25 protein-coding genes and 1 riboswitch are annotated in these 25078 nt (G+C 72.8%); of the genes, 11 read left to right on the forward strand and 14 right to left on the reverse strand.

Translation table 11 applies throughout. The annotated features are described in order from the left end of the window. Positions 1-125: 125 nt before the first annotated feature. Positions 126-1139, reverse strand: coding sequence for a tryptophan--tRNA ligase (gene trpS / locus QIY60_RS09165; RefSeq protein ID WP_283141969.1), 1014 nt, complete (start codon positions 1137-1139; stop codon positions 126-128). Between the two features lie 206 nt (positions 1140-1345). On the opposite strand from trpS, the gene QIY60_RS09170 reads away from it, so the two are divergent. From QIY60_RS09170 to QIY60_RS09180, 3 genes are all read left to right on the forward strand, one after another. Further along, positions 1346-1951, forward strand: coding sequence for a sigma-70 family RNA polymerase sigma factor (locus QIY60_RS09170; RefSeq protein WP_283141970.1), 606 nt, complete (start codon positions 1346-1348; stop codon positions 1949-1951). After that, entirely contained in the window at positions 1944-2804 is an 861-nt protein-coding gene (locus tag QIY60_RS09175) for a hypothetical protein (RefSeq protein WP_283141971.1), read from the forward strand. The genes QIY60_RS09170 and QIY60_RS09175 overlap by 8 nt, the downstream gene beginning before the upstream one ends. A gap of 206 nt (positions 2805-3010) precedes the next feature. Beyond that, positions 3011-3700: a hypothetical protein gene (locus QIY60_RS09180; RefSeq protein ID WP_283145871.1), complete on the forward strand. Its 690-nt coding sequence runs from the start codon at positions 3011-3013 to the stop codon at positions 3698-3700. A gap of 120 nt (positions 3701-3820) precedes the next feature. On the opposite strand, the gene glyA is transcribed toward QIY60_RS09180, so the two are convergent. Beyond that, the gene (glyA, locus tag QIY60_RS09185) at positions 3821-5092 is read right to left on the reverse strand and encodes a serine hydroxymethyltransferase (protein WP_283141972.1); all 1272 of its coding nucleotides are present in this window, start codon (positions 5090-5092) and stop codon (positions 3821-3823) included. 25 nt (positions 5093-5117) lie between these two features. Beyond that, positions 5118-5207: riboswitch (ZMP/ZTP riboswitch) on the reverse strand. Between the two features lie 111 nt (positions 5208-5318). Between glyA and rocD the strand changes: the two genes are divergently transcribed. Together rocD and QIY60_RS09195 are read left to right on the forward strand one after the other, a co-directional pair. Continuing rightward, positions 5319-6527 carry an ornithine--oxo-acid transaminase gene (rocD, locus tag QIY60_RS09190; protein ID WP_283141973.1) on the forward strand — a complete coding sequence of 403 codons (1209 nt, stop codon included), beginning with the start codon at positions 5319-5321 and terminating at the stop codon, positions 6525-6527. A 99-nt stretch (positions 6528-6626) separates the two neighbouring features. Further along, positions 6627-7319, forward strand: a complete 693-nt coding sequence (locus QIY60_RS09195; RefSeq protein ID WP_283141974.1) for a polysaccharide deacetylase family protein — start codon at positions 6627-6629, stop codon at positions 7317-7319. Between the two features lie 19 nt (positions 7320-7338). Here QIY60_RS09195 and QIY60_RS09200 read toward each other — a convergent pair whose 3' ends face one another. Then, positions 7339-8520, reverse strand: a complete 1182-nt coding sequence (locus QIY60_RS09200; RefSeq protein WP_283141975.1) for a glutathionylspermidine synthase family protein — start codon at positions 8518-8520, stop codon at positions 7339-7341. A 3-nt stretch (positions 8521-8523) separates the two neighbouring features. Next, positions 8524-8850 (reverse strand): hypothetical protein, encoded by a 327-nt coding sequence (locus QIY60_RS09205; protein WP_283141976.1) that lies wholly within the window; start codon positions 8848-8850, stop codon positions 8524-8526. A 144-nt stretch (positions 8851-8994) separates the two neighbouring features. Between QIY60_RS09205 and QIY60_RS09210 the strand changes: the two genes are divergently transcribed. Then, the gene (locus QIY60_RS09210; protein WP_283145872.1) at positions 8995-9822 is read left to right on the forward strand and encodes a hypothetical protein; all 828 of its coding nucleotides are present in this window, start codon (positions 8995-8997) and stop codon (positions 9820-9822) included. A 279-nt stretch (positions 9823-10101) separates the two neighbouring features. Here QIY60_RS09210 and QIY60_RS09215 read toward each other — a convergent pair whose 3' ends face one another. Beyond that, complete coding sequence (locus tag QIY60_RS09215; RefSeq protein ID WP_283141977.1) at positions 10102-11523, reverse strand: PLP-dependent aminotransferase family protein; 1422 nt, start codon at positions 11521-11523, stop codon at positions 10102-10104. Positions 11524-11570: 47 nt separating this feature from the next. On the opposite strand from QIY60_RS09215, the gene QIY60_RS09220 reads away from it, so the two are divergent. Genes QIY60_RS09220 through QIY60_RS09230 form a run of 3 tightly spaced genes read left to right on the forward strand, consistent with a single transcriptional unit; the run spans position 11571 to position 13269 of the window. Next, a complete protein-coding gene (locus tag QIY60_RS09220) occupies positions 11571-12107 on the forward strand; it encodes a carboxymuconolactone decarboxylase family protein (RefSeq protein ID WP_283141978.1) in 537 nt (178 codons plus the stop codon). Beyond that, on the forward strand, positions 12104-12553 hold the full coding sequence (locus tag QIY60_RS09225; protein ID WP_283141979.1) for a carboxymuconolactone decarboxylase family protein: 450 nt from the start codon (positions 12104-12106) through the stop codon (positions 12551-12553). The genes QIY60_RS09220 and QIY60_RS09225 overlap by 4 nt, the downstream gene beginning before the upstream one ends. Then, the gene (locus QIY60_RS09230) at positions 12541-13269 is read left to right on the forward strand and encodes an isocitrate lyase/phosphoenolpyruvate mutase family protein (protein ID WP_283141980.1); all 729 of its coding nucleotides are present in this window, start codon (positions 12541-12543) and stop codon (positions 13267-13269) included. Before QIY60_RS09225 ends, QIY60_RS09230 begins: the two co-directional genes overlap by 13 nt. Positions 13270-13326: 57 nt before the next feature. Here QIY60_RS09230 and QIY60_RS09235 read toward each other — a convergent pair whose 3' ends face one another. The 7 genes from QIY60_RS09235 to QIY60_RS09265 all read right to left on the reverse strand — a co-directional run bounded on the left by QIY60_RS09235 (position 13327) and on the right by QIY60_RS09265 (position 20583). Continuing rightward, positions 13327-14319, reverse strand: coding sequence for a hypothetical protein (locus QIY60_RS09235; RefSeq protein ID WP_283141981.1), 993 nt, complete (start codon positions 14317-14319; stop codon positions 13327-13329). Between the two features lie 3 nt (positions 14320-14322). Beyond that, the gene (locus tag QIY60_RS09240) at positions 14323-14700 is read right to left on the reverse strand and encodes a hypothetical protein (RefSeq protein WP_283141982.1); all 378 of its coding nucleotides are present in this window, start codon (positions 14698-14700) and stop codon (positions 14323-14325) included. Then, positions 14687-16378: a hypothetical protein gene (locus QIY60_RS09245; RefSeq protein ID WP_283141983.1), complete on the reverse strand. Its 1692-nt coding sequence runs from the start codon at positions 16376-16378 to the stop codon at positions 14687-14689. Before QIY60_RS09245 ends, QIY60_RS09240 begins: the two co-directional genes overlap by 14 nt. 177 nt (positions 16379-16555) lie before the next feature. Further along, the gene (locus tag QIY60_RS09250) at positions 16556-17545 is read right to left on the reverse strand and encodes a malate dehydrogenase (RefSeq protein WP_283141984.1); all 990 of its coding nucleotides are present in this window, start codon (positions 17543-17545) and stop codon (positions 16556-16558) included. A 218-nt stretch (positions 17546-17763) separates the two neighbouring features. Further along, positions 17764-18777, reverse strand: a complete 1014-nt coding sequence (locus QIY60_RS09255; protein ID WP_283141985.1) for an XRE family transcriptional regulator — start codon at positions 18775-18777, stop codon at positions 17764-17766. A gap of 352 nt (positions 18778-19129) precedes the next feature. Continuing rightward, positions 19130-19705: a DUF3017 domain-containing protein gene (locus QIY60_RS09260; protein WP_283141986.1), complete on the reverse strand. Its 576-nt coding sequence runs from the start codon at positions 19703-19705 to the stop codon at positions 19130-19132. Positions 19706-19722: 17 nt separating this feature from the next. Further along, positions 19723-20583, reverse strand: a complete 861-nt coding sequence (locus QIY60_RS09265) for a bifunctional methylenetetrahydrofolate dehydrogenase/methenyltetrahydrofolate cyclohydrolase (RefSeq protein ID WP_283141987.1) — start codon at positions 20581-20583, stop codon at positions 19723-19725. Positions 20584-20789: 206 nt separating this feature from the next. Here QIY60_RS09265 and QIY60_RS09270 point away from each other — a divergent pair, with 206 nt between their 5' ends. After that, positions 20790-21416 carry a DUF3824 domain-containing protein gene (locus tag QIY60_RS09270; RefSeq protein ID WP_283141988.1) on the forward strand — a complete coding sequence of 209 codons (627 nt, stop codon included), beginning with the start codon at positions 20790-20792 and terminating at the stop codon, positions 21414-21416. A gap of 56 nt (positions 21417-21472) precedes the next feature. Here the strand turns inward: QIY60_RS09270 and purH are convergent, their stop codons facing one another. Together purH and purN are read right to left on the reverse strand one after the other, a co-directional pair. Next, on the reverse strand, positions 21473-23029 hold the full coding sequence (gene purH, locus QIY60_RS09275; RefSeq protein ID WP_283141989.1) for a bifunctional phosphoribosylaminoimidazolecarboxamide formyltransferase/IMP cyclohydrolase: 1557 nt from the start codon (positions 23027-23029) through the stop codon (positions 21473-21475). After that, positions 23026-23661, reverse strand: a complete 636-nt coding sequence (gene purN / locus QIY60_RS09280) for a phosphoribosylglycinamide formyltransferase (RefSeq protein ID WP_101389684.1) — start codon at positions 23659-23661, stop codon at positions 23026-23028. Before purN ends, purH begins: the two co-directional genes overlap by 4 nt. 420 nt (positions 23662-24081) lie before the next feature. Between purN and QIY60_RS09285 the strand changes: the two genes are divergently transcribed. Beyond that, positions 24082-24876 carry a hypothetical protein gene (locus QIY60_RS09285; RefSeq protein ID WP_283141990.1) on the forward strand — a complete coding sequence of 265 codons (795 nt, stop codon included), beginning with the start codon at positions 24082-24084 and terminating at the stop codon, positions 24874-24876. The last annotated feature ends 202 nt before the right edge of the window (positions 24877-25078 follow it).

Raw genomic sequence — 25078 nt, forward strand, 5'->3', positions numbered from 1 at the left:
GGGCGCGCCGCCGTTCTGACCAGAGCCCTTGGCCGGGCCACAGGTCACACGACCCGGAGCACGGCCCGGGCCGCGGGCCACGCCCGCGTGCCGCGCGCCCCCCGTGCCCCGCCCCTCGGCGCGGCTCAGTGCTTGGCGGGCAGGAACCCGACCCGCTCATATGCCGTGGCCAGCGTCTCGGCGGCGACCGCCCGCGCCTTCTCCGCACCCTTGGCCAGGACCGAGTCCAGCGTCTCGGGGTCGTCCAGATATTCCTGCGTCCGGTCCCGGAACGGCGTGACGAACTCCACCATCACCTCGGCGAGGTCCGTCTTCAGCGCCCCGTACATCTTGCCCTCGTACTCCGTCTCCAGCTCGGCGATCGTCTTGCCGGTGAGGGTGGAGTAGATGGTCAGCAGGTTGGAGACGCCCGGCTTGTTCTCGGCGTCGTACTTGATCACCGTGTCCGTGTCGGTGACCGCGCTCTTGACCTTCTTGGCCGTGGTCTTCGGCTCGTCGAGCAGGTTGATCAGGCCCTTCGGCGTGGACGCCGACTTGCTCATCTTGATCGACGGGTCCTGCAGGTCGTAGATCTTCGCCGTCTCCTTGAGGATGTACGGCTTGGGGATCTTGAACGTCTCCCCGAACCGGCCGTTGAAGCGCTCGGCCAGGTCACGGGTGAGCTCGACGTGCTGACGCTGGTCCTCGCCGACCGGGACCTCGTTGGCCTGGTAGAGCAGGATGTCCGCGACCTGGAGGATCGGGTACGTGAAGAGGCCGACGGTGGCGCGGTCGGCGCCCTGCTTCGCCGACTTGTCCTTGAACTGCGTCATACGGGACGCCTCGCCGAAGCCCGCCAGACAGTTCATGACCCAGGCGAGCTGGGCGTGCTCCGGCACATGGCTCTGCACGAAGAGCGTGCAGCGCTCCGGGTCGAGCCCGGCGGCCAGCAGCTGGGCGGCGGCGAGCCGCGTGTTGGCCCGCAGCTCCTTCGGGTCCTGCGGAACGGTGATCGCATGCAGGTCCACGACCATGTAGAACGCGTCGTGGGACTCCTGCAACGCCACCCACTGGCGGACCGCGCCGAGGTAGTTGCCGAGGTGGAACGAGCCTGCGGTGGGCTGGATTCCTGAGAGCACGCGGAGACGTTCAGAGGCCATGCTCATCATTCTCTCAGGTGGCGCCGACCGCTCGGAAACGGTTGTGGATACGAACCGGCGCACGGCTCCCGGGGCGAACCCACGAACGGTTCGAGGACCGGATCCAGGACCGGATCGAGGACTCCACACGAACGAGTCGGCCCAGGTGCCGGGAACGTGTCCTGAACGAGTGGGAACCGATCGGCGCCGGGCGGTGTATGTGAGGTGTGAGGACGCGGGAGGGGGGCCGGATCGACGTCGACGAGGCCGCGGTGATCGCACGCGTACGCGCCGGGGAGGCGGAGGCGTACGCCGAGCTGGTGCGCGCCCACACGGCCCCGGCCCTACGGGTCGCGGCGGCGTTCGGCGCGGGGGCGGACGCGGAGGACGTGGTGCAGTCCGCGTTCTTCAAGGCGTACTGCACGCTGGGCCGCTTCCGGGACGGCTCCCCGTTCCGGCCCTGGCTGATACGGATCGTGGTGAATGAGACGAGGAACACAGTGCGCTCCTCGGCCCGCCACCGCGCCGCCACGGGCCGGGAGGCGGCGCTGACGGAGGCCGAACCGTTGATACCGGAATCGGCGGACCCGGCGGTCGCCGCGGTCGAGGAGGAGCGCCGCGCGCAGCTCACGGCCGCGCTCGACGAGCTGAGCGAGGAGCACCGCCAGGTCGTGACCTGCCGCTATCTCCTGGAGATGGACGAGGCGGAGACGGCGGCCGCGCTGGGCTGGGCGCGCGGCACGGTGAAGTCCCGGCTCAACCGGGCGCTGCGGAAACTGGGCCGGATCCTGCCGCCGGACGTCCTGGGAGGAGGTGAGAGGGAGCATGAGTGAGGGCGCCGACGACCGTCGCGAGAACAGCCGCCGCGAGAACAACCGTCGTGAGGAGGGCGGCCCCGCCGGTGGCACATCGCTGCCGGAGGAGCTGCGGGCGCTGGGCCGCGGCATCCGCGTGCCCGATGTGGACGGCGAGTCGATGGCCGAGCGGGTGCTGGCCCGGATCCTCGCGGAGCACGTGCCGGTGCCGGTGGCCGAGCCGCCGGGCCGCTGGGCACGGGCCCGCGCCTGGGCCCGGCGCCGCTGGCGCGCCCTCGCGGCCGCCCTCTCGGGCCTGCTGGTGATACTCGTGCTCACTCCCCCGGTCCGCGCGGCGGTGGCCGACTGGTTCGGCTTCGGCGGCGTGGCCGCCCGGGTCGACCCCATGGCGTCGGGCGCAGGATCGCCCGGCGGCGGGGCGCCGGAGTGCACGGACGGGACGGGGCCGCTCTCGGTGCTGGAGGCGGCGGCGCGGGCCGGGTTCGATCCGCTGCTGCCGTCGGCGCTGGGCAAGCCGGCGGGCGCCTCGGTCTCGGCGGACCGCCGGATCCTGTCGGTGTGCTGGCACCCGGACGGCGGCCGGACGATCCGGATCGACGAGTTCCGTGCGACGCCTTCCCCACTCTTCTACAAGACGATCCAGGTGCCCTGGGAATCGGCGCGGGTGCACGGCGAGGACTCGGCGCTGTGGTTCGGAGAGCCCCATGAGCTGCGGATGCTCCTCCAGGACGCGGAGGGGAGGCCGTACGCGCCGGTGGTGCGGACCGCGGGCCCGACGCTGGTCTGGCAGAAGCACGGCGAGCTGACCCTGCGCCTTGAGGGCGTGCCGTCGAAGTCCCGGGCGCAGGAGATCGCGGATTCCACCCCCTGAAACCGGGAACCCCGGCGCCTCGGGCGGTGTACCAGAAGTGACGCGGTACGGAGGGCCCGTACCGGGGTCGGCTGGGGGATCCCATGCGGTGGCGAGGAGTACGGACGGGGACGACAGGGACGGGTTCGGCGGTACGGGGCCGGGGCCCGGGCGGGCGGAGGCGCGGCGGATCCGCGGTGCGGGGGATCCTGTCCCTCGGCTTGGCTGTGGCACTGGGGCTGCTGGCCGCACCGGCCGCACACGCGGGCGGCCCGACCAGCGTGCTGATCGTGTCGCCGGAGAGCGCGCAGACGGCCGCGCGCTACAACTCGGACGCGGACTATTCGGCCCTCATGACCCTGCTCGGCCGGCCGAACCAGGGCCAGAAGGAGCGCCCGCCCTCGCTGGACGCGGCGATGCGCTCCCGCCAGATCAATGTGACGTGGATGGTCCACGACATGGCTCCCTGGCGGCTGGACCGCGTCTTCACCAGCGACGACACCACCACGGTCTGGATACACACGGCGGCCGACGTCCCCCGCACCTTCAACGGCTACTGGCACCGCGCCCAGCGCCCCGCCGAACTGCGCGCGCTGCTGAAGAAACTGGGGGTGATGGGCCCGGTCACCGGCAGCGGCTCGACCGGGGTGGCACCGCAGGAGTGGACGACACCGCCGGTCGAGCCGGAGCAGGGGCAGGGGCGGGAGGAGACGGCGACGATAACGGCCGGAAAAAACGTCTCCACCGATTCGACGGCAACCGGCTGGTGGTGGGCCCTGCCGGGCTTGACCATCGGCGCCGCCCTGGCCCTGCTCATACGCCCGTGGGCAACCCGCCTCCCGGCGACCGTCGCCACCTCCTGGCGAGGCCGCGACGACGGGCCGCGCCAGGAGCTACGGGACGTGGACGGTGCCTGAGCAGGTGCGGTACCGCGCCCCATAAGGGGCGCGGGGCTGTGTCATCGTGCGGCTCCGCCGCGTGGGCGCGACCAGCCACCCACGGCCCGCAGCCGCCCGACCACACTTCCAGCAAAGCGCTCAGTCCGTCGGAAGCCCCGGCGCCGGGAACGCGGCCATCAGGTCGGCCACCTCGGCGCGGATGACCGCGAGGGCGTCCTCGTCGCCGGTGCGGGCTGCGGTGACGCCCCGGTCGATCCAGTCGGCCACGGCCGCCATGTGCTGCGTACCGAGACCGCGGGAGGTGAGGGACGGGGTGCCGATCCGGATGCCCGAGGGGTCGAACGGCTTCCTCGGGTCGTACGGGACGGTGTTGTAGTTGACGACGATCCCGGCCCGGTCGAGGGCCTTGGCGGCGACCTTGCCCGGGACGTCCTTGGGGGTGAGGTCCATCAGGATCAGATGGTTGTCGGTGCCGCCCGAGACCAGGTCGAAGCCGCGCGCGAGGAGCTGCTCGGCGAGGGCCCCGGCGTTGGCGACGACGGCCCGGGCGTAGTCGCGGAAGGAGGGCTGGGCCGCCTCGTGGAGGGCGACGGCGATCGCGGCGGTGGTCTGGTTGTGCGGGCCGCCCTGGAGGCCGGGGAAGACGGCCTTGTCGATGGCCTTGGCGTGCTGCTCGCGGGACATGAGCATCGCGCCGCGCGGGCCGCGCAGGGTCTTGTGGGTGGTCGTGGAGATCACGTCCGCGTGCGGGACCGGGGACGGGTGGGCGCCACCGGCGATCAGGCCCGCGATGTGCGCGACGTCGGCGACCAGGACGGAGCCCGCCTCCCGGGCGATCTCCGCGAAGGCCGCGAAGTCGATGGTGCGGGGCAGGGCGGTGCCGCCACAGAAAATGATCTTCGGCCGTTCCTTGAGGGCGAGTTCGCGCACCTCGTCGAAGTCGATGAGGCCGGTGTCGTGGCGTACGCCGTACTGGACGCCGCGGAACCACTTGCCGGTCGCGGAGACGCCCCAGCCGTGGGTGAGGTGGCCGCCCATCGGCAGGGCCATGCCCATCACGGTGTCGCCGGGCTCGGCGAAGGCGAGGTAGACGGCGAGGTTGGCGGGCGAACCGGAGTAGGGCTGGACGTTGGCGTGCTCGACGCCGAACAGCGCCTTCGCCCGCTCCACGGCGAGCGTCTCGACCTGGTCGATGTTCTGCTGGCCCTCGTAGTACCGGCGCCCTGAGTAGCCCTCGCTGTACTTGTTCTGCAGCACCGTGCCGGAGGCTTCGAGGACGGCCTGCGAGACGTAGTTCTCGCTGGGGATCAGCCGCAGGGTGTCCGACTGCAGCTGTTCCTCGGCGGCGACGAGCGCGGCGAGTTCGGGGTCGGCGGCGGAAAGGGCCGGGTGGGAAAGGGGCAGGCTCATGGCGTCCTCCGGGGTCCGTCGTGGTCCCGGGTGCCCAGGCGGGCGGCACCTCGTGCGCATGTCACGCACGGCTTCCCCGGGGTCGCTTCCCCGTGCGCCAGTCGCCGTACGTACCACCCACCCTAGCGGGCGCGCCGAGAATCAAGGTTTCCTCGTCCAGCATCCGAGCGACGAGAGAAACTGGGCGCTACCCCAGTCCCACGCCGCACGATGAAACGGAGACCCCGTGTCTACTACATCGGACGCCATCCGCTCTGCCGAGGCTCACAGTGCGCACAACTACCATCCGTTGCCCGTCGTCGTCGCCTCGGCCGAGGGCGCGTGGATGACCGATGTCGAGGGGCGCCGCTTCCTCGACATGCTCGCCGGGTACTCGGCGCTGAACTTCGGGCACGGCAACCGCAGGCTGATCGACGCGGCCAAGGCCCAGCTGGAGAGAGTGACGCTCACGTCGAGGGCGTTCCACCACGACCGGTTCGCCGATTTCTGCGGGCAGCTCGCCGAGCTGTGCGGCAAGGAGATGGTGCTGCCCATGAACACCGGGGCGGAGGCCGTCGAGACGGCCGTGAAGACCGCCCGGAAGTGGGGCTACCGGGTCAAGGGCGTGCCGGACGGGATGGCGAAGATCGTGGTCGCCGCCAACAACTTCCACGGGCGTACGACCACGATCGTCAGCTTCTCCACGGACCCGGAAGCCCGCGCGGACTACGGGCCGTACACCCCGGGGTTCGAGATCGTGCCGTACGGGGACCTGACCGCGCTCTCGGCGGCCGTCACCGAGAACACCGTGGCGGTGCTGCTCGAACCGATCCAGGGCGAGGCCGGGGTGCTGGTGCCGCCGCACGGATATCTGCCGGGCGTACGGAAGTTGACGCGCGAGCGGAACGTGCTGTTCATCGCGGACGAGATCCAGTCGGGGCTCGGCCGGACCGGGAAGACGTTCGCGTGCGAGCACGAGGACGTGGTGCCCGATCTGTATGTGCTGGGCAAGGCGCTCGGCGGCGGGGTCGTGCCGGTCTCGGCGGTGGTGGGCTCGGCGGAGGTGCTCGGGGTGTTCCGCCCCGGAGAGCACGGGTCGACCTTCGGCGGCAACCCGCTGGCGTGCGCGGTCGGCCTGGAGGTCATCGCGATGCTGCGCACCGGTGAGTACCAGCAGCGGGCGACCGAGCTGGGTGAGCACCTCCACCACGAGCTGGGTCTGCTGGCCGGCACCGGCGCGGTCGAGGCGGTGCGCGGGCGCGGCCTGTGGGCGGGCGTCGACATCAACCCGTCGTACGGGACGGGGCGGCAGATCTCCGAACAACTCATGGACCGGGGCGTCCTGGTCAAGGACACCCATGGCTCGACGATCCGGATCGCCCCACCCCTGGTGATCAGCAAGGAAGACCTGGACTGGGGGCTCGACCAGCTGCGGGCGGTGCTGGCGCAGGAGTAGCTCCGGGCGGGCCGTGCGGGGCTCGGCCGGCCACCGGCACAACCGGCTTCTGGGACAAGACCGTTGACAACAATGATGGTCCAGACCAATGATGCCGCCATGCCGAGACCCCGCACAGCGCGCGTCGCCTCCGTGGCCCGCGCCGCTTTCGCCCTGCTCGTTCCCCTGCTGGTGCTCGCCGGGCCCGCCGGACCCGCGCGGGCGGACTGGCCCGAGCCGGTGCCCGTCGTCACCCACGTCCAGACCGACAAGCCGGTCGTCTTCATCACGATCGACGACGGCTGGAACCACGACCCCGCCGCACAGCGGCTGCTGCTCGAACGACAGGTTCCTGCTTCGCTGTTCGTGCTGCCGGGGGCGTACTCGTATGACGCCGGGTACTTCCGGACGCTCCTCGACCACGGGCCCTCGCGGATCGAGAACCACACGGTCGACCACCCGGATCTGACGACGCTCGACGCGGCGGGCCAGCGGGCGCAGCTGTGCGGGGCGCGGGACGCGCACCTGGCGCAGTTCGGGGCCGGGCCCCGGCTGGCCCGTCCGCCGTACGGGACGTACGACGACACCACCCGGACCACGGCCCGGGCCTGCGGGTCCAAGGCCCTGGTGACCTGGACGTACGACCTCACGACCTGGGGGCAGTGGACGCCGCCGACGCCCCAGTTGAAGGCCGGGGACATCGTGCTGCTGCACTTCAACGACACGGTGGCGGCGGACCTGACGCGGGTGCTGGCGGCGGCCGACGCGGCGGGGCTGAAGCCCGCGCCGCTGCGCGACTACATCGCGGAGTAGCCGCCCGGTCGGACCCCCGCTAGCGGATCACGTGCGGGATGAAGCGCGCGTACTCGTCCGTGATCGGGCCCGAGGACTCGCGGATGCCCAGGCCCGCCGCCTCGTCCTCGACGACCCAGGCGCCGAGGACGACCCGGTTCCCCTCGAAGTCCGGGAGCGGGGAGAGGGCCTGGTAGCAGGCGGGTTCGTTGCGCAGGACGGGCGGTGCGCCCGGGGCGTGGATCTCGACCCCGGCGCCCTCCCGGCCGAGCAGCGGCTTGGAGACGTATCCGGTGGTGTGCGCCAGCTCGCGCGGGCCGTCCAGATACGCCGGGAGCAGGTTCGGGTGGCCGGGGAACAGCTCCCAGAGGATGGCGAGCAGCGCCTTGTTGGAGAGCAGCATCTTCCAGGCGGGCTCGATCCAGCAGGTGCTGCCGGTGCCGCCGCCGTTGTCCAGGGTCTCCAGGACGTGCGGGGCGAACCGGTCCGTGGTCAGCCACTCCCACGGGTAGAGCTTGAAGCAGCTGCGGATGAACCGGAGCCGGTCGTCGACGAAACGGCCGGTCAGACCGTCCCAGCCGATCCGCTCCACCGACAGCGCCGCCGTCTCGATGCCCGCCTGCTCCGCCGTCTCGCGCAGATACGCGACGGTCATCAGGTCCTCGCCGAGCTCGTCGTCGTCCGAGTGGGCGAAGTGGAGCGGGCCGGGCGGGAGCAGCGGGGCCTGCCGCTTCCAGGCGGCGATCAGGCGTTCGTGGAGCGAGTTCCACTGGTCGGCGCCGGGGAAGCGCTCCTCCATCCAGAACCACTGCGGGCTCGCGGCCTCGACCAGCGAGGTGGGGGTGTCGGCGTTGTACTCCAGCATCTTGGCCGGGCCCGTACCGTCGTAGCGCAGGTCGAAACGGCCGTAGATGGACGGGAGTTCGGAGCGGCGGTGCCAGGATTCGGCCACCCGGGCGGCGAGGTGCGGGTCGGTGATCCCGAGGTCCGCGAAACGATTCCGCTCGACGATGTGCGCGGCCGCGGCCAGGCACATCCCGTGCAGCTCCTCGACGACCTCCTCCAGCGCCTCGACCTCGGGGAGCGTGAAGGAGTAGTACGCGCTCTCGTCCCAGTACGGGCGCAGCGAGTCGTCCGGGTAGCGGGTCAGGGGGTAGATCAGGCCCTGGGCCTCGACGGTCTGCTGCCAGCCGGGGCGCGGATCGATGCGGTGCCGCTGCATCCGTCAGCCGCCGCCCGAGCCGGAGTGGCCGCCGAAGCCGCCCCGGTCGACACCGCCGGATGAGCCGGAGGAGGTGGAGGAACCCGAGGTGCCGGAGGAACCGGATCCGGAGCCGGACCTGAAGGAGCCGCCGTAGACGACGCCGTTGCGGGTGTAGCCGCCGTAGTAGTACGAGCCGTGGCCGCCGCTCTTGCACTCGTACTTGGGGAGTTCCTTGTGCGAGACGGGGTCGACGCAGCGGCGGTCCGGCTCGTGGGAGCAGGCCGTCAGCGTGGCGGCGAGCACCCCCATGCCGCCGAGCACCACCGTTGTGGACCGGAATCTGCGCATGCGTGGGCCTCCCCCTCGTGATCTCGTACGTATGTCTGGGACGTGATCCGGCCACACCCTAGTTCCCGGCCGTACGGGAAGCGGAATCCGTCCTCTCCAGCCCCCTGAACTGCCTTCCACTACAGTCCGTCTGTGCTCTTTGGGATGATCTGCGCGCTGGGTTCGGCGGTCTGCTACGGCACCGCGACCGTTCTGCAGGCCGTCGCGGCGCGGGCGGCGTCGGCTGCCGGGTCCGGGGATGCCGGGGTCGATCCCGCGCTGCTGCTGCGGGCCGTGCGGCAGTGGCGTTACGTCGCCGGGCTCGGTCTCGACGGGCTCGGGTTCGTCCTCCAGATCGTGGCGCTGCGGACGGTCCCGATCTACGCGGTCGGGGCGGCGCTCGCCGCGTCGCTCGCGGTGACGGCGGTGGTCGCGGCGCGGGTGCTTGCGGTGCGGCTGTCCGGTACGGAGTGGGCGGCCGTCGGGGTCGTCTGCGCCGGGCTCGCGATGCTGGGGCTCGCCTCCGGCAAGGAGGGCCACGAGGACGGGCCCGCCGCGCTGCCCTGGGCGCTGCTGGCGGTCGCGGCCGCGATCCTGCTGGCCGGGGTGGTCGCCGGGCGGCTGCCGGGACGGGCGCGGGCGCTGGTGCTCGGGCTGGGGGCGGGGTGCGGGTTCGGGGTGGTGGAGGTCGCGGTGCGGCTCATCGACTCCTTCGACCTCGCGAATCCGGCGCTGTACGCGTTGCTGCTGGGCGGGGGTGCGGCGTTCCTGCTGCTGACGTCGGCGCTTCAGCGGGGGGCGGTGACGACGGCTACGGCCGGGATGGTGCTGGGCGAGACGATCGGGCCCGCGTTGGCGGGGGTGGTGTGGCTGGGCGACCACACGCGGGCCGGGCTCGGGTGGCTGGCGGTGGTGGGGTTCGCGGTGGCGGTGGCGGGCGCGCTGGCGCTGGCGCGGTTCGGGGAGGCGCCGCAGGTGGACACGGCGGAGTAGGCCCCTCCCCGCCCCTTCCCTAAACCCTCCGGGGGTGGGTGGGGGTGGAGGTGGCTCTCCCGGGGCTACGCCCCGGACCCCGCTGCGGGGCCTGCGGCCCCTGCACCCCGCTTACGTTCGTCTGCGGACCATGCTGGGTTGCTCGCGCAGTTCCCCGCGCCCCTGAAATGCCGCTCCGCGACATCCCCCTGGGCGCCCCGCAGGGGCGCCTTCAGGGGCGCCGGGAACTGCGCGACCAGCCCCCACCGGGCCGCAGACGAAGCACCGCACCCCGCAGGGCTAAGGCAGCACCCTGCACAGTGCATCCAGCGCCCCCGCCCACCCGCTGTCCGCCGGCGCCGCATAGCCCACCACCAGCGCGTCCCGGGCCGCGGGCGTGCGTGGGTGGCGGAAGGCCGAGAGGCCCTGGAGGGCCAGGCCCTGCCAGGCCGCGGCCTGGATCACCGCGCGCTCGGTGCCGGGCGGCAGCTCCAGGACCGCGTGCAGGCCCGCCGCGATCCCGGAGACGCGGACCTCCGGCGCGCGCTCGGCCAGCGCCGCCACCAGCTGGTCACGGCGACGCCGGTAGCGCAGGCGCATCCCGCGCACATGGCGGTCGTACGCCCCGGAGGACACGAACTCCGCCAGCGTCAGCTGGTCCAGCGCGCCGCACGACCAGTCCACGTCCCCCTTCGCCTCCGCCACCTCCCCCGCCAGCCGCTCCGGCAGCACCATCCACGCCAGCCGCAGCCCGGGCGCCAGCGACTTGCTGGCCGTGCCGAGGTAGACGACGTGCTCGGGGTCCAGCCCTTGAAGTGCGCCCACGGGCTGGCGGTCGTAGCGGAACTCGCCGTCGTAGTCGTCCTCCAGGATCAGCCCGTCCGTGGCCCGGGCCCAGTCGACGACCTCGGCCCGCCGGTCCGGCGGCAGCGCGACCCCGACCGGGAACTGGTGCGCGGGGGTCAGCAGCACCGCCCCCAGGCCCTTCGCCGCACCCAACTCGGCCGTCAGCGTGCCGTGTTCGTCGAAGGGCAGTGGCGGGGTGCGCAGGCCCGCCCGTACCAGCAGGTTCCGGTGCACGTCCAGGCCGTACGACTCGACGCCGATCTCGCGCACCCGGCGCGCCCGCAGCACCCGCCCCAGCAGCATCAGGCCGTGCACGAAGCCCGCGCAGACGACGATCCGCTCGGGGTCCGCGTACACCCCGCGCGCCCGCGCCAGATAGTCGGCCAGGACCGTGCGCAGCTCGATGCGGCCGCGCGGGTCGCCGTAGCCGAAGGCCTCGTGGGGCGCGGCCGTCAGCGCCCGCCGGGACGCCTTCAGCCACTCGGCGCGCGGAAAGGACGCCAGGTCGGGGCTGCCCGCGATCAGGCTGTACGCGGGGGTGCGGCGCGCCGACTGCCGGGGCCCGGTCGGCTGAGGGCGGCGCGGCGCGGTCCGCTGGGCGACCCGGGTCCCGGAGCCCTGGCGGGCGGTGAGCCAGCCCTCGGCGACGAGTTCGGCGTACGCGTCGGCCACCGTGTTGCGTGCGACGCCCAGATCCGCGGCGAGCGAGCGCGACGAGGGCAGCCGGGCGCCGGGGGCGAGCCTGCCGCCGCGTACGGCCTCGCGCAGCGCGTCCATGAGGCCGGCGCGCAGCCCGCCCGCGCCCACCTCCACATGCAGGTCGACACCGAAGACTTCGGCCAGAGTTCCGGAGGAAGTGGCCCAGGATTCCACCATGAAAATGGACCATACCCGTGTGACATGTGCCGCGTACCGTCACTTCCATGACGACGAACGGGAACACGGTGAGCGAGAACGACGAGGGCAAGGACGGCAAGGAAGCGCCTTACGCGGCCGAGCAGACCCCCCGGCTGCACTGGGCCAAGGCCGCCCCCGAGGTCTACAAGGCCATGGTCAAGCTGGAGGCCGCGGCCGGGCGCGGGGTGGACCCGGTGATCCACGAGCTGGTCAAGATCCGTGCCTCGCAGCTCAACCACTGCGCGTTCTGCCTCGACATGCACACCAAGGACGCGCTCGCGGCGGGCGAGTCGGTCGAGCGGATCGTGCAGCTCAGCGCCTGGGAGGAGTCCCAGCACTTCTACACCGAGAGGGAGCTGGCGGCGATCGAGCTGACCGAGGCGATCACCGTCCTCACCGACGGCTTCGTGCCGGACGAGGTGTACGCGAAGGCGGCCGCGCAGTTCGACGCGACCGAGCTGGGCCATCTGATCGCCGCGATCACCGTGATCAACGCCTGGAACCGCTTCGGCGTCACCACCCGGATGACCCCGGGCCACTACACCCCCGGGATGTACAAGTGACGGCCCGCGGCTGGCAGGTTCCGCAGGAGGTCTACCGGGCGCTGGCGGGCGTGAGCGCGGCCGCCAAGAAGGCGCTCGACCCGACCCTGACAGAGCTGGTCATGGTCCGCGCCTCGCAGCTCAACCACTGCGCCTTCTGCCTCGACATGCACCTCGACCTCGCGCGCGACCACGGCGAGACCGAGGGACGGCTGGACCTCGTCGCGGCCTGGCGCGAAGCGGGCGACCGCTTCAGCGAGCGCGAGCGTGCGGCCCTCGCCCTCACCGAGGGCATAACGGTTCTGACCGACGGTTTCGTTCCCGACGAGCTGTACGAGCAGGCGGCCAAGCACTTCGACGAGACCCAACTGGCCCATCTCATCGCCGCGATCACCGCCATCAACAGCTGGAACCGGCTGATGGTGGCCCGCCGCACCGCACCCGGAGAGACCGAATGGCACAGCTGACCCCCGTCGCCTCCTTCCGCGCCCTGCACCACGGGCGCGCCCCGGGCGACCCCCTGATCCTGCCCGGCCCGTGGGACGCGGCCAGCGCCCGGGTGTTCGAAGAGGCGGGCTTCCCGGCGCTCGCCACGCCGAGCGCGGGGGTCGCCGCCTCGCTGGGTTACGCGGACGGCGAGACGCCCGGGGACGAGATGTTCGCGGCGGTCGCGCGGATCGTCCGGGCCGTCTCCGTGCCCGTCTCGGCGGACGTCGAGGGCGGCTACGGCCTCGCCCCCAAGGAGCTGGTGGCCCGGCTGCTCGACACCGGCGCGGTCGGCTGCAACCTGGAGGACTCCGCCGACGGCGCCCTCAAGGACCCGGCGCGGCACGCCGACTGGCTGGCGGAGGTGCGCGCGGAGGCCGGGGACCGGCTCTTCATCAACGCGCGCGTGGACACGTACATCGAGGGCGTCACCGACCTGGACGAGACGATCGCGCGGGCGCGCGCGTACGTGGCGGCGGGCGCCGACTGCGTCTACCCGTACGGGGCGCCCGCCGACCACCTGCCGAAGATCGCCGCCGCCGTGCCGGCCCCGGTCAACCAGGTCGCGCTCGCGGACGGCCCGACCCCGCGCCGTCTGGGCGAACTGGGCGCCGCCCGCGTCACGTTCGGTCCCGGCCTCCAGCGCCGCGCGATGAAGGCGGTACGGGAGATCGCGGAGCAGCTGCGCACGGGCTGAGAGCCGGGGGCCGACCCTTTCTCGGTCCGCCCCTCCCAGTCTCAGTCCGCCCCTCTCTCAGTTCGGCGTGAACGTGCCGAGCACCTTGTTCAGGACGCCGAGCTGGGCGGGCCAGTCCTCGTCGGGGCCGTACACGAGCACCGTGTACGGCACCCCGTTCCCGGCGACGAAGGAGCGGGCGACGCCCTGGACGCGGTCGGTCTGGACGGTGCGGTTGTACGCGTAGACCAGCTCGGCCGCGTCCGTGGTGGTCACCTCGGTCATCCGGCGCAGCGAGATCCGCTGGTACCCGCGGTGGGCGGCGAGATTGTCCGAGGTGATGCGCAGCGCCTCGTACGGGGTGATGCCCGGTTCCGTCAGCCGGAACATCTGGAGCAGGTAGCGCTGGTCGGGCGAGCGGTAGAGGGCGCTGCTGCGCTCCTCGGTGCGGGTCCAGGCGGCCGGTACGGCGACGCGCCAGCCGAGGGGGTCCTCCACCTGCCGGAAGCCGTCCGGCACGGCGGCGGTGCTCGCGTCGGGCGACGCGCTGTCGGTGGGCGTCGGCGTGTCCGTCGGCGTGTCCGTCGCCCCGTCGGTGGAAGTATCCGTGGGCGTGTCCGTGGGCGTATCCGTCGGGCTCCCGGTCCCCGACGCCGAGGCCGAGGTGGCCACCACTCCCCCGCTCCCCGAGCCGCCGTCCCGGCCCCACATCAGCCAGCCGCCCGCCAGCCCGCCCGCGAGGACGGCGGCCGCGACCGCGGCGACGACCGCCCGCTGCCTGCGCCGCCCCGGGTCCAGCGGCGCGTACGGGGGCGGGTGCGCCGGATCGCGCGGCAGCTCCGGCAGGCCGTACGCCCCCTGGGTCTCCGCCTCGTGATACGGCGGCGGCGCGAAGCCCGGCGGCGGGGGCGGCGGCGCCCCGAACAGCGGCGGCGACGAGGGCGGCGGGCCCGCGGGCGGACCCGGTGGCCGGGGAGCCGCCCCGGCGCCCCGGCGCGGCGGGGGTTCGCCCTGCTCCCAGCTCTGCGTCTCGTCGTTCCAGTGGGCGCCCCCACCGCGTCGTGCGCTCATGGCTCAGCCGCCCAGGAGCGAGGCGACCGTCCGGCCGACGGCGGCCGCCGAGGCGAGGACGCTCGTGAGGCCCTCCGCGCCGTCGAGCGCCTGGCGCAGCCGGGCCAGGCGCCCCGGGCTCGCCGCGCCCGCCGAGGCGATCTCGGCCTCCGCGTCGGCCGCGGCGCCGTCGAGCGCCCGGGTGCGCTCGCCCGCGACGACCCGGGCGAGGTCGGTGCGCAACTCCCGTAGCGCTTCGAGGAGTTCGGCCTGTACGGGGTCGGCCGGTGCGCCGCCCTGCTGGTTGGTCACGGTGTTGTGGTCGCCGATGGCCATCGCGCCCACCACACTGCCGATGCTGATCCCGCTGGGCCGCTTGCCCTGCCCGTCATCCGTTGCCACGGCCGCCTCCCGTTCCCGCTCTGCTCGTACTGTTGATCACCGTGTTGCGGTCGCCGATGGCGATGGCTCCCTTGGCGGTCTCGATGAACGTCGCCCCCTCGGCGACGTTGACGATCTTCTGGACGAACTCGTCCGTCTCCCAGCCCGCCTCCTGGAGCGCCAGCCGCACCCCGTTGGCCACCCGGTCCTGAATGGACTTCAGATAGCGGTTGACGTCCATCTCCTGGAAGAGGGACGCCCCGTCACCGGAGCCCAGCTCGCGCACCGAGGTGACCGGCCCCTCCGGCAGCGCCCTGCCGTAGCCGGAGGTGGCGAGCCGCCACAGCGCGGCGGCCCCGCGTACCAGCGCGACCACCGCCTTCGTCCCCGCGCCGGGGGTGCGGGCGAGTGCCCAGGCCGCCTTGCTGAAGCGGTTGTTGCGCTGGTAGCGGTGGGCGACCCGGTCGGCCCCCTCGTATTCCCCCTTGACCGGGCGCAGCACGTGCGGCGCGACCTCCAGCATCAGCATCCCGCCCTGGGTGTGGACCCGTACGTGCACGGTGGTGACGATCCCCTCGCCCCAGCCGCCGACCCGGATCCGCAGGAAGTGGCGCCGGGTCTCGCCGCCCTCCTCGATGGCGTGGGCACGGTGGCGCTCGAACGCGTCCTGGGTGCACGGCGCGTCGGCGCGCGTCGGCAGGCCCTCCACCGGCAGGAACACGACCTCGTCGAGCTCCAGGTCCCGCAGCCGGTCCCGGACCGCCACCGCCAGCTCCGGCGAGCCGTGCGGGGACGGGAAGCGCAGCGCCTCCAGGAGCGGCACGATGCGGCGCAGGATGGCGCTGTTGTCGAGCGGTTCCGGTTCCCGGTCCTTTCCCGGGCGCAGCTCGACCGAGAGGGACCACGGCTCGTACGGGACACCGGCGCCGCAGAACGGGTTGCCCACCTGGTAGAGGACCAGCGGCGCGTGCTGCTCGGCGCGGATGCGGCGGGCCAGGCGCTGAAAGCGCAGCCCCTCCGCGGCTTCCGCCGGATCGTGGGCGAGCTGGGGGAACCGGGCCCGGGACAGCTCACCGACGAGGGCTCTGGCGAACTGGCCGCGCTGCATGGCGACGGCCCACGCGAGGACCAGCGGCAGCAGCAGGGCGACCCACGCCTCGATGCGCCCCGCCCCGAGCGCCCGCTCGGCGATCTCCTCGGGGATCCCGGCCGCGTCGGGCGGGCCGCCTTTCACGGCGGGCACGACGAGCAGCCACAGGACCCAGGCGTAGAGCAGCCAGCCGAGGATGCGCACCACCCAGGCGGCCGTCCGGCGGATCCAGCCCGGCTGCGCGGCGGTCCCCCGGATCGCGGCCGCGAGGGTGAGCAGCTGGAACGCGGGCAGGTAGCAGAACATCAGCCACCGGGTGAGCGGTACGGAGAGGATCCACAGGAGGACGATCGCGGCGGCCCAGCCGAGTTCGATCCGCCGGGCGCGCAGGGCGTGAGCGAGGACCCTGGCCGCGTCGATGCCCAGCGAAGGGGCGGCGATGCGCTCCTCGTGGAGGTAGAGGGTGTCGATCACCGCGTCCCGGAAGCCCTCGTCGATATAGGCGCCCGCGCACAGCAGCCGGGTCGCCTCACTGGTGGCGGGCGTGGGGCGGCGGCCCGCCGTCCCGTCGCCCGGCGGGCCCGGCTGCTGCGGCAGGTAGGTCTGCACCAACGGTCCCCCCGATGAGCGAACTCCCCACGCCTACAGGCGAGTTGCCTGTGACGAAGGCCACAGCGTAGAGGAGGCGCCCCCTCCGTGTCGTACGCCAAAAAGACCACCCCCGGCGGCCTGGCGGGGCTGCCGGGGGTGGTGTTTACAGCGTTACGGCTGTGTCGAGCGGGAGGCTCAGATCAGGCCGAGCGCGCGCACCGCGTCGCGCTCTTCCGTGAGCTCCTTCACCGACGCGTCGATGCGGGCGCGCGAGAAGGCGTTGATCTCCAGACCCTGGACGATCTCGTACTTGCCGTCCTTGACCGTGACCGGGAAGGAGGAGATGAGGCCCTCGGGGACGCCGTAGGAGCCGTCCGACGGGATGCCCATGGAGGTCCAGTCGCCCTCGGCGGTGCCGTTGACCCACGTGTGCACGTGGTCGATGGCGGCGTTGGCGGCGGAGGCGGCCGAGGACGCGCCACGGGCCTCGATGATCGCGGCGCCGCGCTTGGCGACGGTCGGGATGAAGGTGTCGGCCAGCCACGCCTCGTCGTTGACGAGCTCGGCGGCGTTCTTGCCGGCGACCTCGGCGTGGAAGACGTCCGGGTACTGGGTGGCCGAGTGGTTGCCCCAGATCGTCAGGCGCTTGATGTCCGAGACGGCCGCGCCGGTCTTCTTCGCGAGCTGCGAGATCGCCCGGTTGTGGTCCAGACGGGTCATCGCGGTGAAGCGCTCGGCCGGGACGTCCGGGGCCGCCGCCTGCGCGATGAGCGCGTTGGTGTTGGCCGGGTTGCCGACGACGAGGACCTTGATGTCGTCCGCCGCGTTGTCGTTGATGGCCTTGCCCTGCGGCTTGAAGATGCCGCCGTTGGCGGAGAGCAGGTCGCCGCGCTCCATGCCGGCGGTGCGCGGGCGGGCGCCGACCAGGAGGGCGACGTTGGCGCCGTCGAACGCCTTGTCGGCGTCGTCGGTGATCTCGATGCCGCGCAGCAGCGGGAAGGCGCAGTCGTCGAGCTCCATGGCGGTGCCCTCGGCGGCCTTCAGGCCCTGCGGGATCTCCAGGAGACGGAGGTTGACCGGCACATCCGCGCCGAGCAGGTGACCGGAGGCGATACGGAAGAGCAGCGCGTAGCCGATCTGTCCGGCCGCGCCGGTGACGGTGACATTCACGGGAGTGCGGGTCATGGCGATCTCCGTTTAGAACAGCAGGTGGTGGGGGGTTGCCCCTAGTTCCGGCTATCTCTTCACGTCAAGGTCCGGCTCGGTGCTCCCCGGGCTCACGGGGGGGGTGACCCCGAACTGAATCTTGACGTGAAGAGATATCCAGCGGTCAGGCTATCCGACCCCGGCCACCTCGAACCCCCACCCCCCTGTGGGACGCCTCACCCCGTACTCCGGGCGGCTCACTGCCGTACCGTGCAGCCCTTCTTGCCGGACACCAGGGTCGCGCACGCCTTCGCCGACGCCGGGCCGTCGACCGCGAGCATCTTGGTGTACGCCTCCTTGTCCGCGTCGACCGTCCCGGACCCGCCCGGCGTGGTGCCCGCGCTGATCGTCACCTTGTCGCCGGGCGCGGCCTGCTGGATGCGGGCCCAGGCGGCCTGGCAGGTCTGGCTGTAGCGGACCTGGACCAGCGCGGTGCCGATCTTCGCGGACGACACGGTCTTGGCGAACGCGCCGCCGCACCCCATCACTTCCGGGTCCTGCCCGGTGCAGCTGTCGCGGGCGCACTTCACGCCCGCGGGCAGCGAGGGCGCGGAGGTGGTGGGGGTGACCGACGGCTTCGGGGCCGCCTTGTCGTCGCCGCCACCCAGATCGGTGAGCAGGACGGCCGCGGCGATGACGAGCAGGGCGCCGACGACGCCCACCGCGAACATCATCAGCCTGCGCCGCCCGCCGGTCCCCGGGCCGCCCCCGCCGCCCGGCCCCCGGTTCGGGCCCTGCGGCGGCACGCGCCGGCCCGCGCCCGGCTCGGCCACGGGGACGCCGAGCCCGGACGGCCGGGGCGCGGCCGGCAGCGGCTCGGCGGCGCGCTGGGGCGCCGGGCTCTGCGGCCCGCCGCCCCCGGGGGCCGGGCCGAACTCGCCGAGCGCCGCCCGCGCCTGGGATATCCGTATCTGCTCCATCGTCAGGTCGTGGCGCATCTCGGCGCGGCTCCAGGCGCGCTCCGCGAGCTCCCACATGGTGGTCAGATGGATGGGATTGGTGCCGGTGACCTCGGCGAGCGCGACGATCGCGCCCTTGGGTGCCAGCAGCCGCCCGCCCAGGTAGCGCTCCCACGAGGTCTTGCTGTAGCCGGTGCGGTCGGCGACCGCCGCCAGGCTCAGTCCGCTGCGGTCGACCAGTCTGCGCAGCTGGCTCGCGAACTCCCTCACCTGCGGGTCGAGTTCCTCCGGCAGCGCCTTCCAGCGAGGCATGTGCTTCCCCCTTGTCCCCCCATACGTGCCCGATGTGCCCCCGAGACCGGTGCCGCCCCCCACACACCCTTGGCCCCTGTTCCGCCCCCATCCTCCCATCGGCGCGGGGTGCCGTCACCAAGGCCCCCGCCGCCCGGGCGAGGCTGTTGCCCGACGCACACACAGTTGCGGAACGGTCACCTCCGCGCCACAGGCCTCCGGCTTCCCTTGTAGCCGCCTTGGCGCGTCCATGACTCTTACGTCCACGGGGGACGGACGGCGCCCGTCGTCCCACGGGGGAGAGGACGGGCGCCGTTCTGTTTTACGTACGGATGTACGCACCGGGGCGCGCGGGCGTTCACCCGCGCCCCGCTCAGCGCACGGTGAACCGGACCGCGTCCTCCAGGAACGGGATGTCCAGCCAGGGCCTGGGCTGCGCCACCAGCGCGAGCAGCACGATCAGCACGCCGAGCACGCCGTACGTGGTGATGTCGGTGAACCGGGAGCGCACCGCCAGCATGCCCACCGACGGCAGCATCCAGCGCAGCACGCCGCCCGCCAGCAGGGCCAGGCCGATGATGATCAGCCCGACCCGGAACAGGTCCACGGAGACGAGCAGCAGCCCGAGCCCGGTCGACCCGAGCACCGTCAGCAGCGGCCACTGGCGCGCGGGCGCGGGCGAGGCCCCGGAGGCCGCCCGCCCGCCGCCCTCGGGCCGCGCGGTGTCCCGCGTGACCGAGGGGAACCGCCGGGAGGCCTTGCGGGGGGCGGGGGCGGCCGCGGTCCCGCTGACGGGGGCCCCGGCCGGGGCCCCGTGGCCGTTGGCGGAGGGCCCGGCCCCGTTCAGGGCCGACTCGGCCCCCGGGGACGGCTGGGCGCCACTCGCCGACGGCTCCGCGGGGTCGCCCCCGCCGGTGCCGCCGTCCCCCGTACTCGTATCGGCGTCCATGCCTCGGTCCCTTCCGGTCAGCTCGCGGACGCGCCGCGCTCCGCCGCTTCGACGACGTTGACCAGCAGCTGGGCGCGGGTCATCGGACCGACTCCGCCCGGGTTCGGGGAGATCCAGCCCGCCACCTCGGTGACACCGGGGTGCACATCGCCGAGGATCTTGCCGTTCTCGTCGCGGCTGACGCCGACGTCCAGGACGGCCGCGCCCGGCTTGACGTCCTCGGGCTTGACCAGGTGCGGCACCCCGGCGGCGGCCACGATGATGTCGGCCCGGCGCAGATGGGCGGCGAGGTCACGGGTGCCGGTGTGGCACTGCGTCACCGTCGCGTTCTCGGAGCGGCGGGTCAGCAGCAGCGGCATCGGGCGCCCGATGGTGACACCGCGGCCGATCACCACGACCTCGGCGCCGTTGATCTCCACACCGTGCTTGCGCAGCAGCTGGATGATCCCGTACGGCGTGCAGGGCAGCGGGCCCGGCTCGTTGAGCACCAGGCGGCCGAGGTTGGTCGGGTGCAGCCCGTCCGCGTCCTTGGCCGGGTCCATCAGCGTCAGGATGCGGTTCTCGTCGATGCCCTTGGGGAGCGGGAGTTGGACGATGTAGCCGGTGCACTCCGGGTCCTCGTTCAGCTCCCGGACGACCGCCTCGATCTCCTCCTGCGTGGCGGTGGCGGGCAGTTCGCGCTGGATGGAGGCGATGCCCACCTGCGCGCAGTCGCGGTGCTTGCCCGCCACGTACTTCTGGCTGGCGGGGTCCTCACCGACCAGGACGGTGCCGAGACCGGGGTGGACGCCCCTCTCCTTGAGGGCCGCCACGCGGACGGCCAGATCGGACTTGATCGCTGCGGCGGTGGCCTTGCCATCGAGAATCTGGGCGGTCATGTTTCCCATTCTTCCAGGGCGACTCATGATCGCCCAAGTTGCACTTGCACAACACATCCAGCGTCCGGCTGGACAAACTTATGTCTCGTTTAGAACGATGATCTGCGCAGTACCGCGGGCAGTGCCGGGGGGCGAACCGCTCACACACCACCTTTCCTCCGCTCGGGCCGCGTCGTCCCCGCAAGGAACAACGGAGGAAACCCGCCATGAGCTTCGGCGACCCGAACAACCCGTACGGCCAGGCACCCCCGCCGCCGCAGGCGCCGCCCGGCTACGGCTACCCGGCCGCCCCGCAGGGCGTCCCGCCGCAGCAGCCGTACGGCTACCCGCAAGCGCCGGGCTACCCGGCCTACCCCGGCGGCATGGTGATGCCGCCGCAGATGCCGGGCCTGATGCAGACCGCCCGCGTCTTCCTGTTCATCGTGGGCGCCGTCCAGGTGCTGGTCGGCTTCCTGTTCCTGTTCATCGGCGCCGCGGCCAACGACGTGTCGAACGACGCGGACGACACCTTCGGCGACACCCCGTTCGGGGACATCGGCCACGCCGCCGCCGGGATCATGGTCGTCATCGCGCTGGTCTTCCTCGGCCTGTCCGCGCTGTCGATCACGCTCGGCGTACGGCTGTCCAAGGGCCGCCAGGGCGTCCGCATCACGACGATGGTCTACGGCATCCTGGGCGCCGTCGTCGGCGTGCTCGGCCTGGCCGGCTCCGCGGACTCCGGCAGCTCGGCGTCGCTGGTCTGGGCCCTGCTGTGGATCACCTTCGGCGGCATCATGGCGGCGGCCATGATGACCCGGGACGGCAGCGCCTGGTTCAACCGCCCGCGCTACTGAGCCACTTCGCGAAGGGCCGCACCCCGCACCCGGGGTGCGGCCTTTCGCGTGTGCGATCAGTGGAAGAAGTGGCGCGTGCCGGTGAAGTACATCGTCACGCCCGCCTTCTTCGCGGCCTCGACCACCAGCTCGTCGCGGACCGAACCGCCCGGCTGCACGACCGCCTTCACGCCCGCGGCGGTCAGGATCTCCAGACCGTCGGGGAACGGGAAGAACGCGTCCGAGGCGGCGTACGAGCCTCGCGCGCGCTCCTCGCCGGCCCGCTCCACGGCCAGCTTGGCCGAGTCGACCCGGTTGACCTGGCCCATGCCGACGCCGACCGAGGCGCCGTCCTTGGCGAGCAGGATGGCGTTGGACTTGACGGCCCGGCACGCCTTCCAGGCGAACGCCAGCTCCTTCAGCTCGGTCTCGGAGAGCGCGTCCCCGGTGGCCAGCGTCCAGTTCGCCGGGTCGTCGCCCTCGGCCTGGAACACATCGGTCTGCTGGAGCACGGCGCCGCCCGAGACCGGCTTGAGGTCGCCGGGCTGGTGCGGGGTGCCGTCGACCTTGAGGACGCGGATGTTCTTCTTGCGCGCCAGGACCTCGACCGCGCCGTCCTCGTACGCCGGGGCCGCGATGACCTCGGTGAAGATCTCCGCGACCTGCTCGGCCATGGCCACCGTCACCGGGCGGTTGACCGCGATGACGCCGCCGAAGGCGGACAGCGGGTCGCACTCGTGGGCCTTGCGGTGGGCGGTGGCGAGGTCGGCGTCGACCGCGATGCCGCACGGGTTGGCGTGCTTGATGATCGCGACGCACGGCTCGTCGTGGTCGTAGGCGGCGCGCCGGGCGGCCTCGGTGTCCACGTAGTTGTTGAAGGACATCTCCTTGCCGTGCAGCTGCTCGGCGTTGGCGATGCCGCCCGGCTGCCCGTCCGTGTAGAGCGCGGCGGCCTGGTGCGGGTTCTCGCCGTAGCGCAGGGTGGACTTGCGCTCCCAGGTCCCGCCGAGGAAGCCGGGCAGCGCGGCGCCGTCCTCCGGCGCGTACACATTGGTCATCCAGGAGGCCACGGCCACGTCGTACGCGGCGGTGTGCTGAAACGCTTCGGCGGCCAGGTGCTTGCGGGCGTCCAGGTCGAAGCCGCCGCTCTCGACGGCCGCGAGCACGTCCGCGTACCGCTCGGGGCTGGTGACGACGGCCACCGACGGGTGGTTCTTGGCGGCGGCCCGGACCATCGAGGGCCCGCCGATGTCGATCTGCTCGACGCACTCGTCGGCGGAGGCGCCCGAGGCGACGGTCTCCTTGAACGGGTACAGGTTCACCACGACGAGCTGGAACGGCTCGACGCCGAGCTCCGCCAGCTGCTCGCGGTGCGAGTCCAGGCGCAGATCGGCGAGGATCCCGGCGTGCACGCGCGGGTGCAGCGTCTTGACCCGGCCGTCCAGGCACTCGGGGAAGCCGGTCAGCTCCTCGACCTTGGTGACGGGCACCCCGGCGGCCGCGATGCGCCCGGCCGTCGACCCGGTGGAAACGAGCTCGACCCCGGCCGCATGCAGCCCACGCGCCAGCTCCTCCAGCCCACTCTTGTCATAGACGCTGACCAGCGCGCGACGGATCTCCCGCTTGCTACTCACGGCAACAGAACCTTTCGTCCCTCAATGCGATATCCGTCGCGGGCCAGCCGCCCCACGACGTCGACGAGCAGCCTTCGCTCGACTTCCTTGATGCGCTCGTGGAGCGCGTCCTCCGTGTCGTCCGCCCGGACCTCGACCACGCCCTGGGCGATGATCGGGCCGGTGTCGACGCCGTCGTCGACGAAGTGGACGGTGCATCCGGTGACCTTGGCGCCGTACGCGAGGGCGTCACGGACGCCGTGGGCGCCGGGAAAACTGGGCAGCAGGGCGGGGTGCGTGTTGACGACCTTCCCGCCGAACCGGGCGAGGAAGTGCTTCCCCACGATCTTCATGAAACCCGCGGACACGACGAGGTCCGGCGCGTACGCTGCGGTGGCCTCGGCGAGCGCGAGGTCCCAGGCGTCACGGGTGGGGTGATCCTTCACCCGGCAGACAAAGGTGGGCAGACCGGCCTTTTCGGCCCGCTCAAGGCCGGCGATGCCGTCCCGGTCGGCCCCCACGGCCACGATCCGCGCGCCGTACCCGTCCGGGTCGGCGGCGATGGCGTCGAGCAGGGCTTGGAGGTTCGTACCGGATCCGGAGACCAGCACGACGAGGCGTGCCGGAGCGGCGGCGGGGGGCGGGGAGGCCACGGCTGGGCCCTTTCTCGCGTACGGGGTGAGGCGTGGTGGGTCTGTGCCGGTGCGTGCGCCGCACCCCGCCGGGCGGGGCCTGGCGCCCGGCGGGACACCGCCCGCGACGCACCTTTGTATGGTCATACGAACGAGTCGTCCCCCTCGATACGGGGAACCCTACGAATGCGCCGACCGTCAGCAACGATACCGGCACACCGAACCGCCCCCACGGGACGGGGGCAGGCCCGGCAGGTAGCGTCTGGGGAGGCGCGGTCCGAGGACAGCGCCGCGACGACGACATGAGCACGGATATGAGCACGCCGAGCGTCCGGCCGGACTCCCGCGCGGGAACCCGCGGGGAGCCGTTCGGCGCTCGACCTGGATGCTCGACGAATGCGACCCCCTTGGCCAGGGGTCCGAGGGGAAGACGTTCACCAGATGCCGGACCGACGCGACCAGCCGTTCGCAGAACGCCAGTCCCCCGCGACGACGGATTCGACGGACCCGACGAACCCGGGTGCGCGGGGAGAGGATGCCGGGCAGGCGCAGGGCGGCACCGGAGGGGACTCCACCGGCGGGGGCCCGGACCGGGCGCCCGCCGACGACAACCCGTTCGCGCCGCCGCCGGAGGGGCGGCCCGACCAGCCGTGGCGGCCGCGCCGCCCGGCCGACGGCTCGTCCCCCTGGGGCAGCCAGTGGAGCAGCCGCCAGCCCGGCCCCGGCCAGGGCGGTTTCGGCAACCGCCCCGAGGACCCGGAGCGCGGCTCCGGCCCCGGCCCCGGTCCCGGCCAGAACCCGCCGCCGGGCCCCGCCCTGCGCTGGGACCCCACGGACCCGGCCCAGCGCCGGGCGCGCTACGCGCTGCTCTCGGGCATGTGGGCGTTCTTCTTCGCCCTGTTCGACATGACGGAGATCGCGCTGCTGCTCGGCTCGCTGGCGCTGTACTGGGCGATCAGCTCCCTCCGCGCCAAGCCGAAGCCCCCGGAGACGGCCCCGGCCCACCCCGCGTCGGCCCCGCCCCCGCCCCCCGCCAAGCCCCAGACGACGGCGGCGGTCACGGGCCTGGTGACGGCGATCCTGTCCCTGTCGATCGTGGCGGCGACGTTCACGATGCAGCTCGTGTACCGCGACTACTACACGTGCGTGGACGACGCCCTGACGAAGACGGGCTCCCTGGCGTGCAACGACTTGCTACCGGATCCGTTGGTGCCGTTGTTCGGGGTGAAGGAGTAAGTGAAGGAGTGGATGGGGGCGGGTTGTTGACGGTCGGCAGCCGCAGGCGGGTAGCCCCACATCGGGAGGCCTGAGCCGTCCCGGCACGGCTGAACGGGCGGGCGGGATGAGCCTGCCCGGCTCAGGTGGGCGCCGGGAGCGGCGGGGCGCAGCCGCCGATGGCGGGCAACCGGCACGAGGGCCCGAGCCATCCCCATACCGC

The sequence above is a fragment of the Streptomyces sp. BPTC-684 genome, assembly GCF_030028635.1.
Lineage (GTDB): Bacteria > Actinomycetota > Actinomycetes > Streptomycetales > Streptomycetaceae > Streptomyces > Streptomyces noboritoensis.

Excerpts from the sequence above, each read along its gene's own strand:
- QIY60_RS09215 (WP_283141977.1), bottom strand. The coding sequence starts at position 11,523 with ATGGTGGAATCCTGGGCCACTTCCTCCGGAACTCTGGCCGAAGTCTTC.
- QIY60_RS09200 (WP_283141975.1), bottom strand. The coding sequence starts at position 8,520 with ATGCAGCGGCACCGCATCGATCCGCGCCCCGGCTGGCAGCAGACCGTC.
- QIY60_RS09265 (WP_283141987.1), bottom strand. The coding sequence starts at position 20,583 with ATGACCGCCCAGATTCTCGATGGCAAGGCCACCGCCGCAGCGATCAAG.
- trpS (WP_283141969.1), bottom strand. The coding sequence starts at position 1,139 with ATGGCCTCTGAACGTCTCCGCGTGCTCTCAGGAATCCAGCCCACCGCA.
- QIY60_RS09175 (WP_283141971.1), top strand. The coding sequence starts at position 1,944 with ATGAGTGAGGGCGCCGACGACCGTCGCGAGAACAGCCGCCGCGAGAAC.
- QIY60_RS09220 (WP_283141978.1), top strand. The coding sequence starts at position 11,571 with ATGACGACGAACGGGAACACGGTGAGCGAGAACGACGAGGGCAAGGAC.
- QIY60_RS09210 (WP_283145872.1), top strand. The coding sequence starts at position 8,995 with ATGATCTGCGCGCTGGGTTCGGCGGTCTGCTACGGCACCGCGACCGTT.
- glyA (WP_283141972.1), bottom strand. The coding sequence starts at position 5,092 with ATGAGCCTGCCCCTTTCCCACCCGGCCCTTTCCGCCGCCGACCCCGAA.
- QIY60_RS09235 (WP_283141981.1), bottom strand. The coding sequence starts at position 14,319 with ATGAGCGCACGACGCGGTGGGGGCGCCCACTGGAACGACGAGACGCAG.
- QIY60_RS09285 (WP_283141990.1), top strand. The coding sequence starts at position 24,082 with ATGCCGGACCGACGCGACCAGCCGTTCGCAGAACGCCAGTCCCCCGCG.
- QIY60_RS09255 (WP_283141985.1), bottom strand. The coding sequence starts at position 18,777 with ATGCCTCGCTGGAAGGCGCTGCCGGAGGAACTCGACCCGCAGGTGAGG.
- QIY60_RS09195 (WP_283141974.1), top strand. The coding sequence starts at position 6,627 with ATGCCGAGACCCCGCACAGCGCGCGTCGCCTCCGTGGCCCGCGCCGCT.
- QIY60_RS09270 (WP_283141988.1), top strand. The coding sequence starts at position 20,790 with ATGAGCTTCGGCGACCCGAACAACCCGTACGGCCAGGCACCCCCGCCG.
- QIY60_RS09260 (WP_283141986.1), bottom strand. The coding sequence starts at position 19,705 with ATGGACGCCGATACGAGTACGGGGGACGGCGGCACCGGCGGGGGCGAC.
- QIY60_RS09230 (WP_283141980.1), top strand. The coding sequence starts at position 12,541 with ATGGCACAGCTGACCCCCGTCGCCTCCTTCCGCGCCCTGCACCACGGG.
- QIY60_RS09250 (WP_283141984.1), bottom strand. The coding sequence starts at position 17,545 with ATGACCCGCACTCCCGTGAATGTCACCGTCACCGGCGCGGCCGGACAG.
- QIY60_RS09205 (WP_283141976.1), bottom strand. The coding sequence starts at position 8,850 with ATGCGCAGATTCCGGTCCACAACGGTGGTGCTCGGCGGCATGGGGGTG.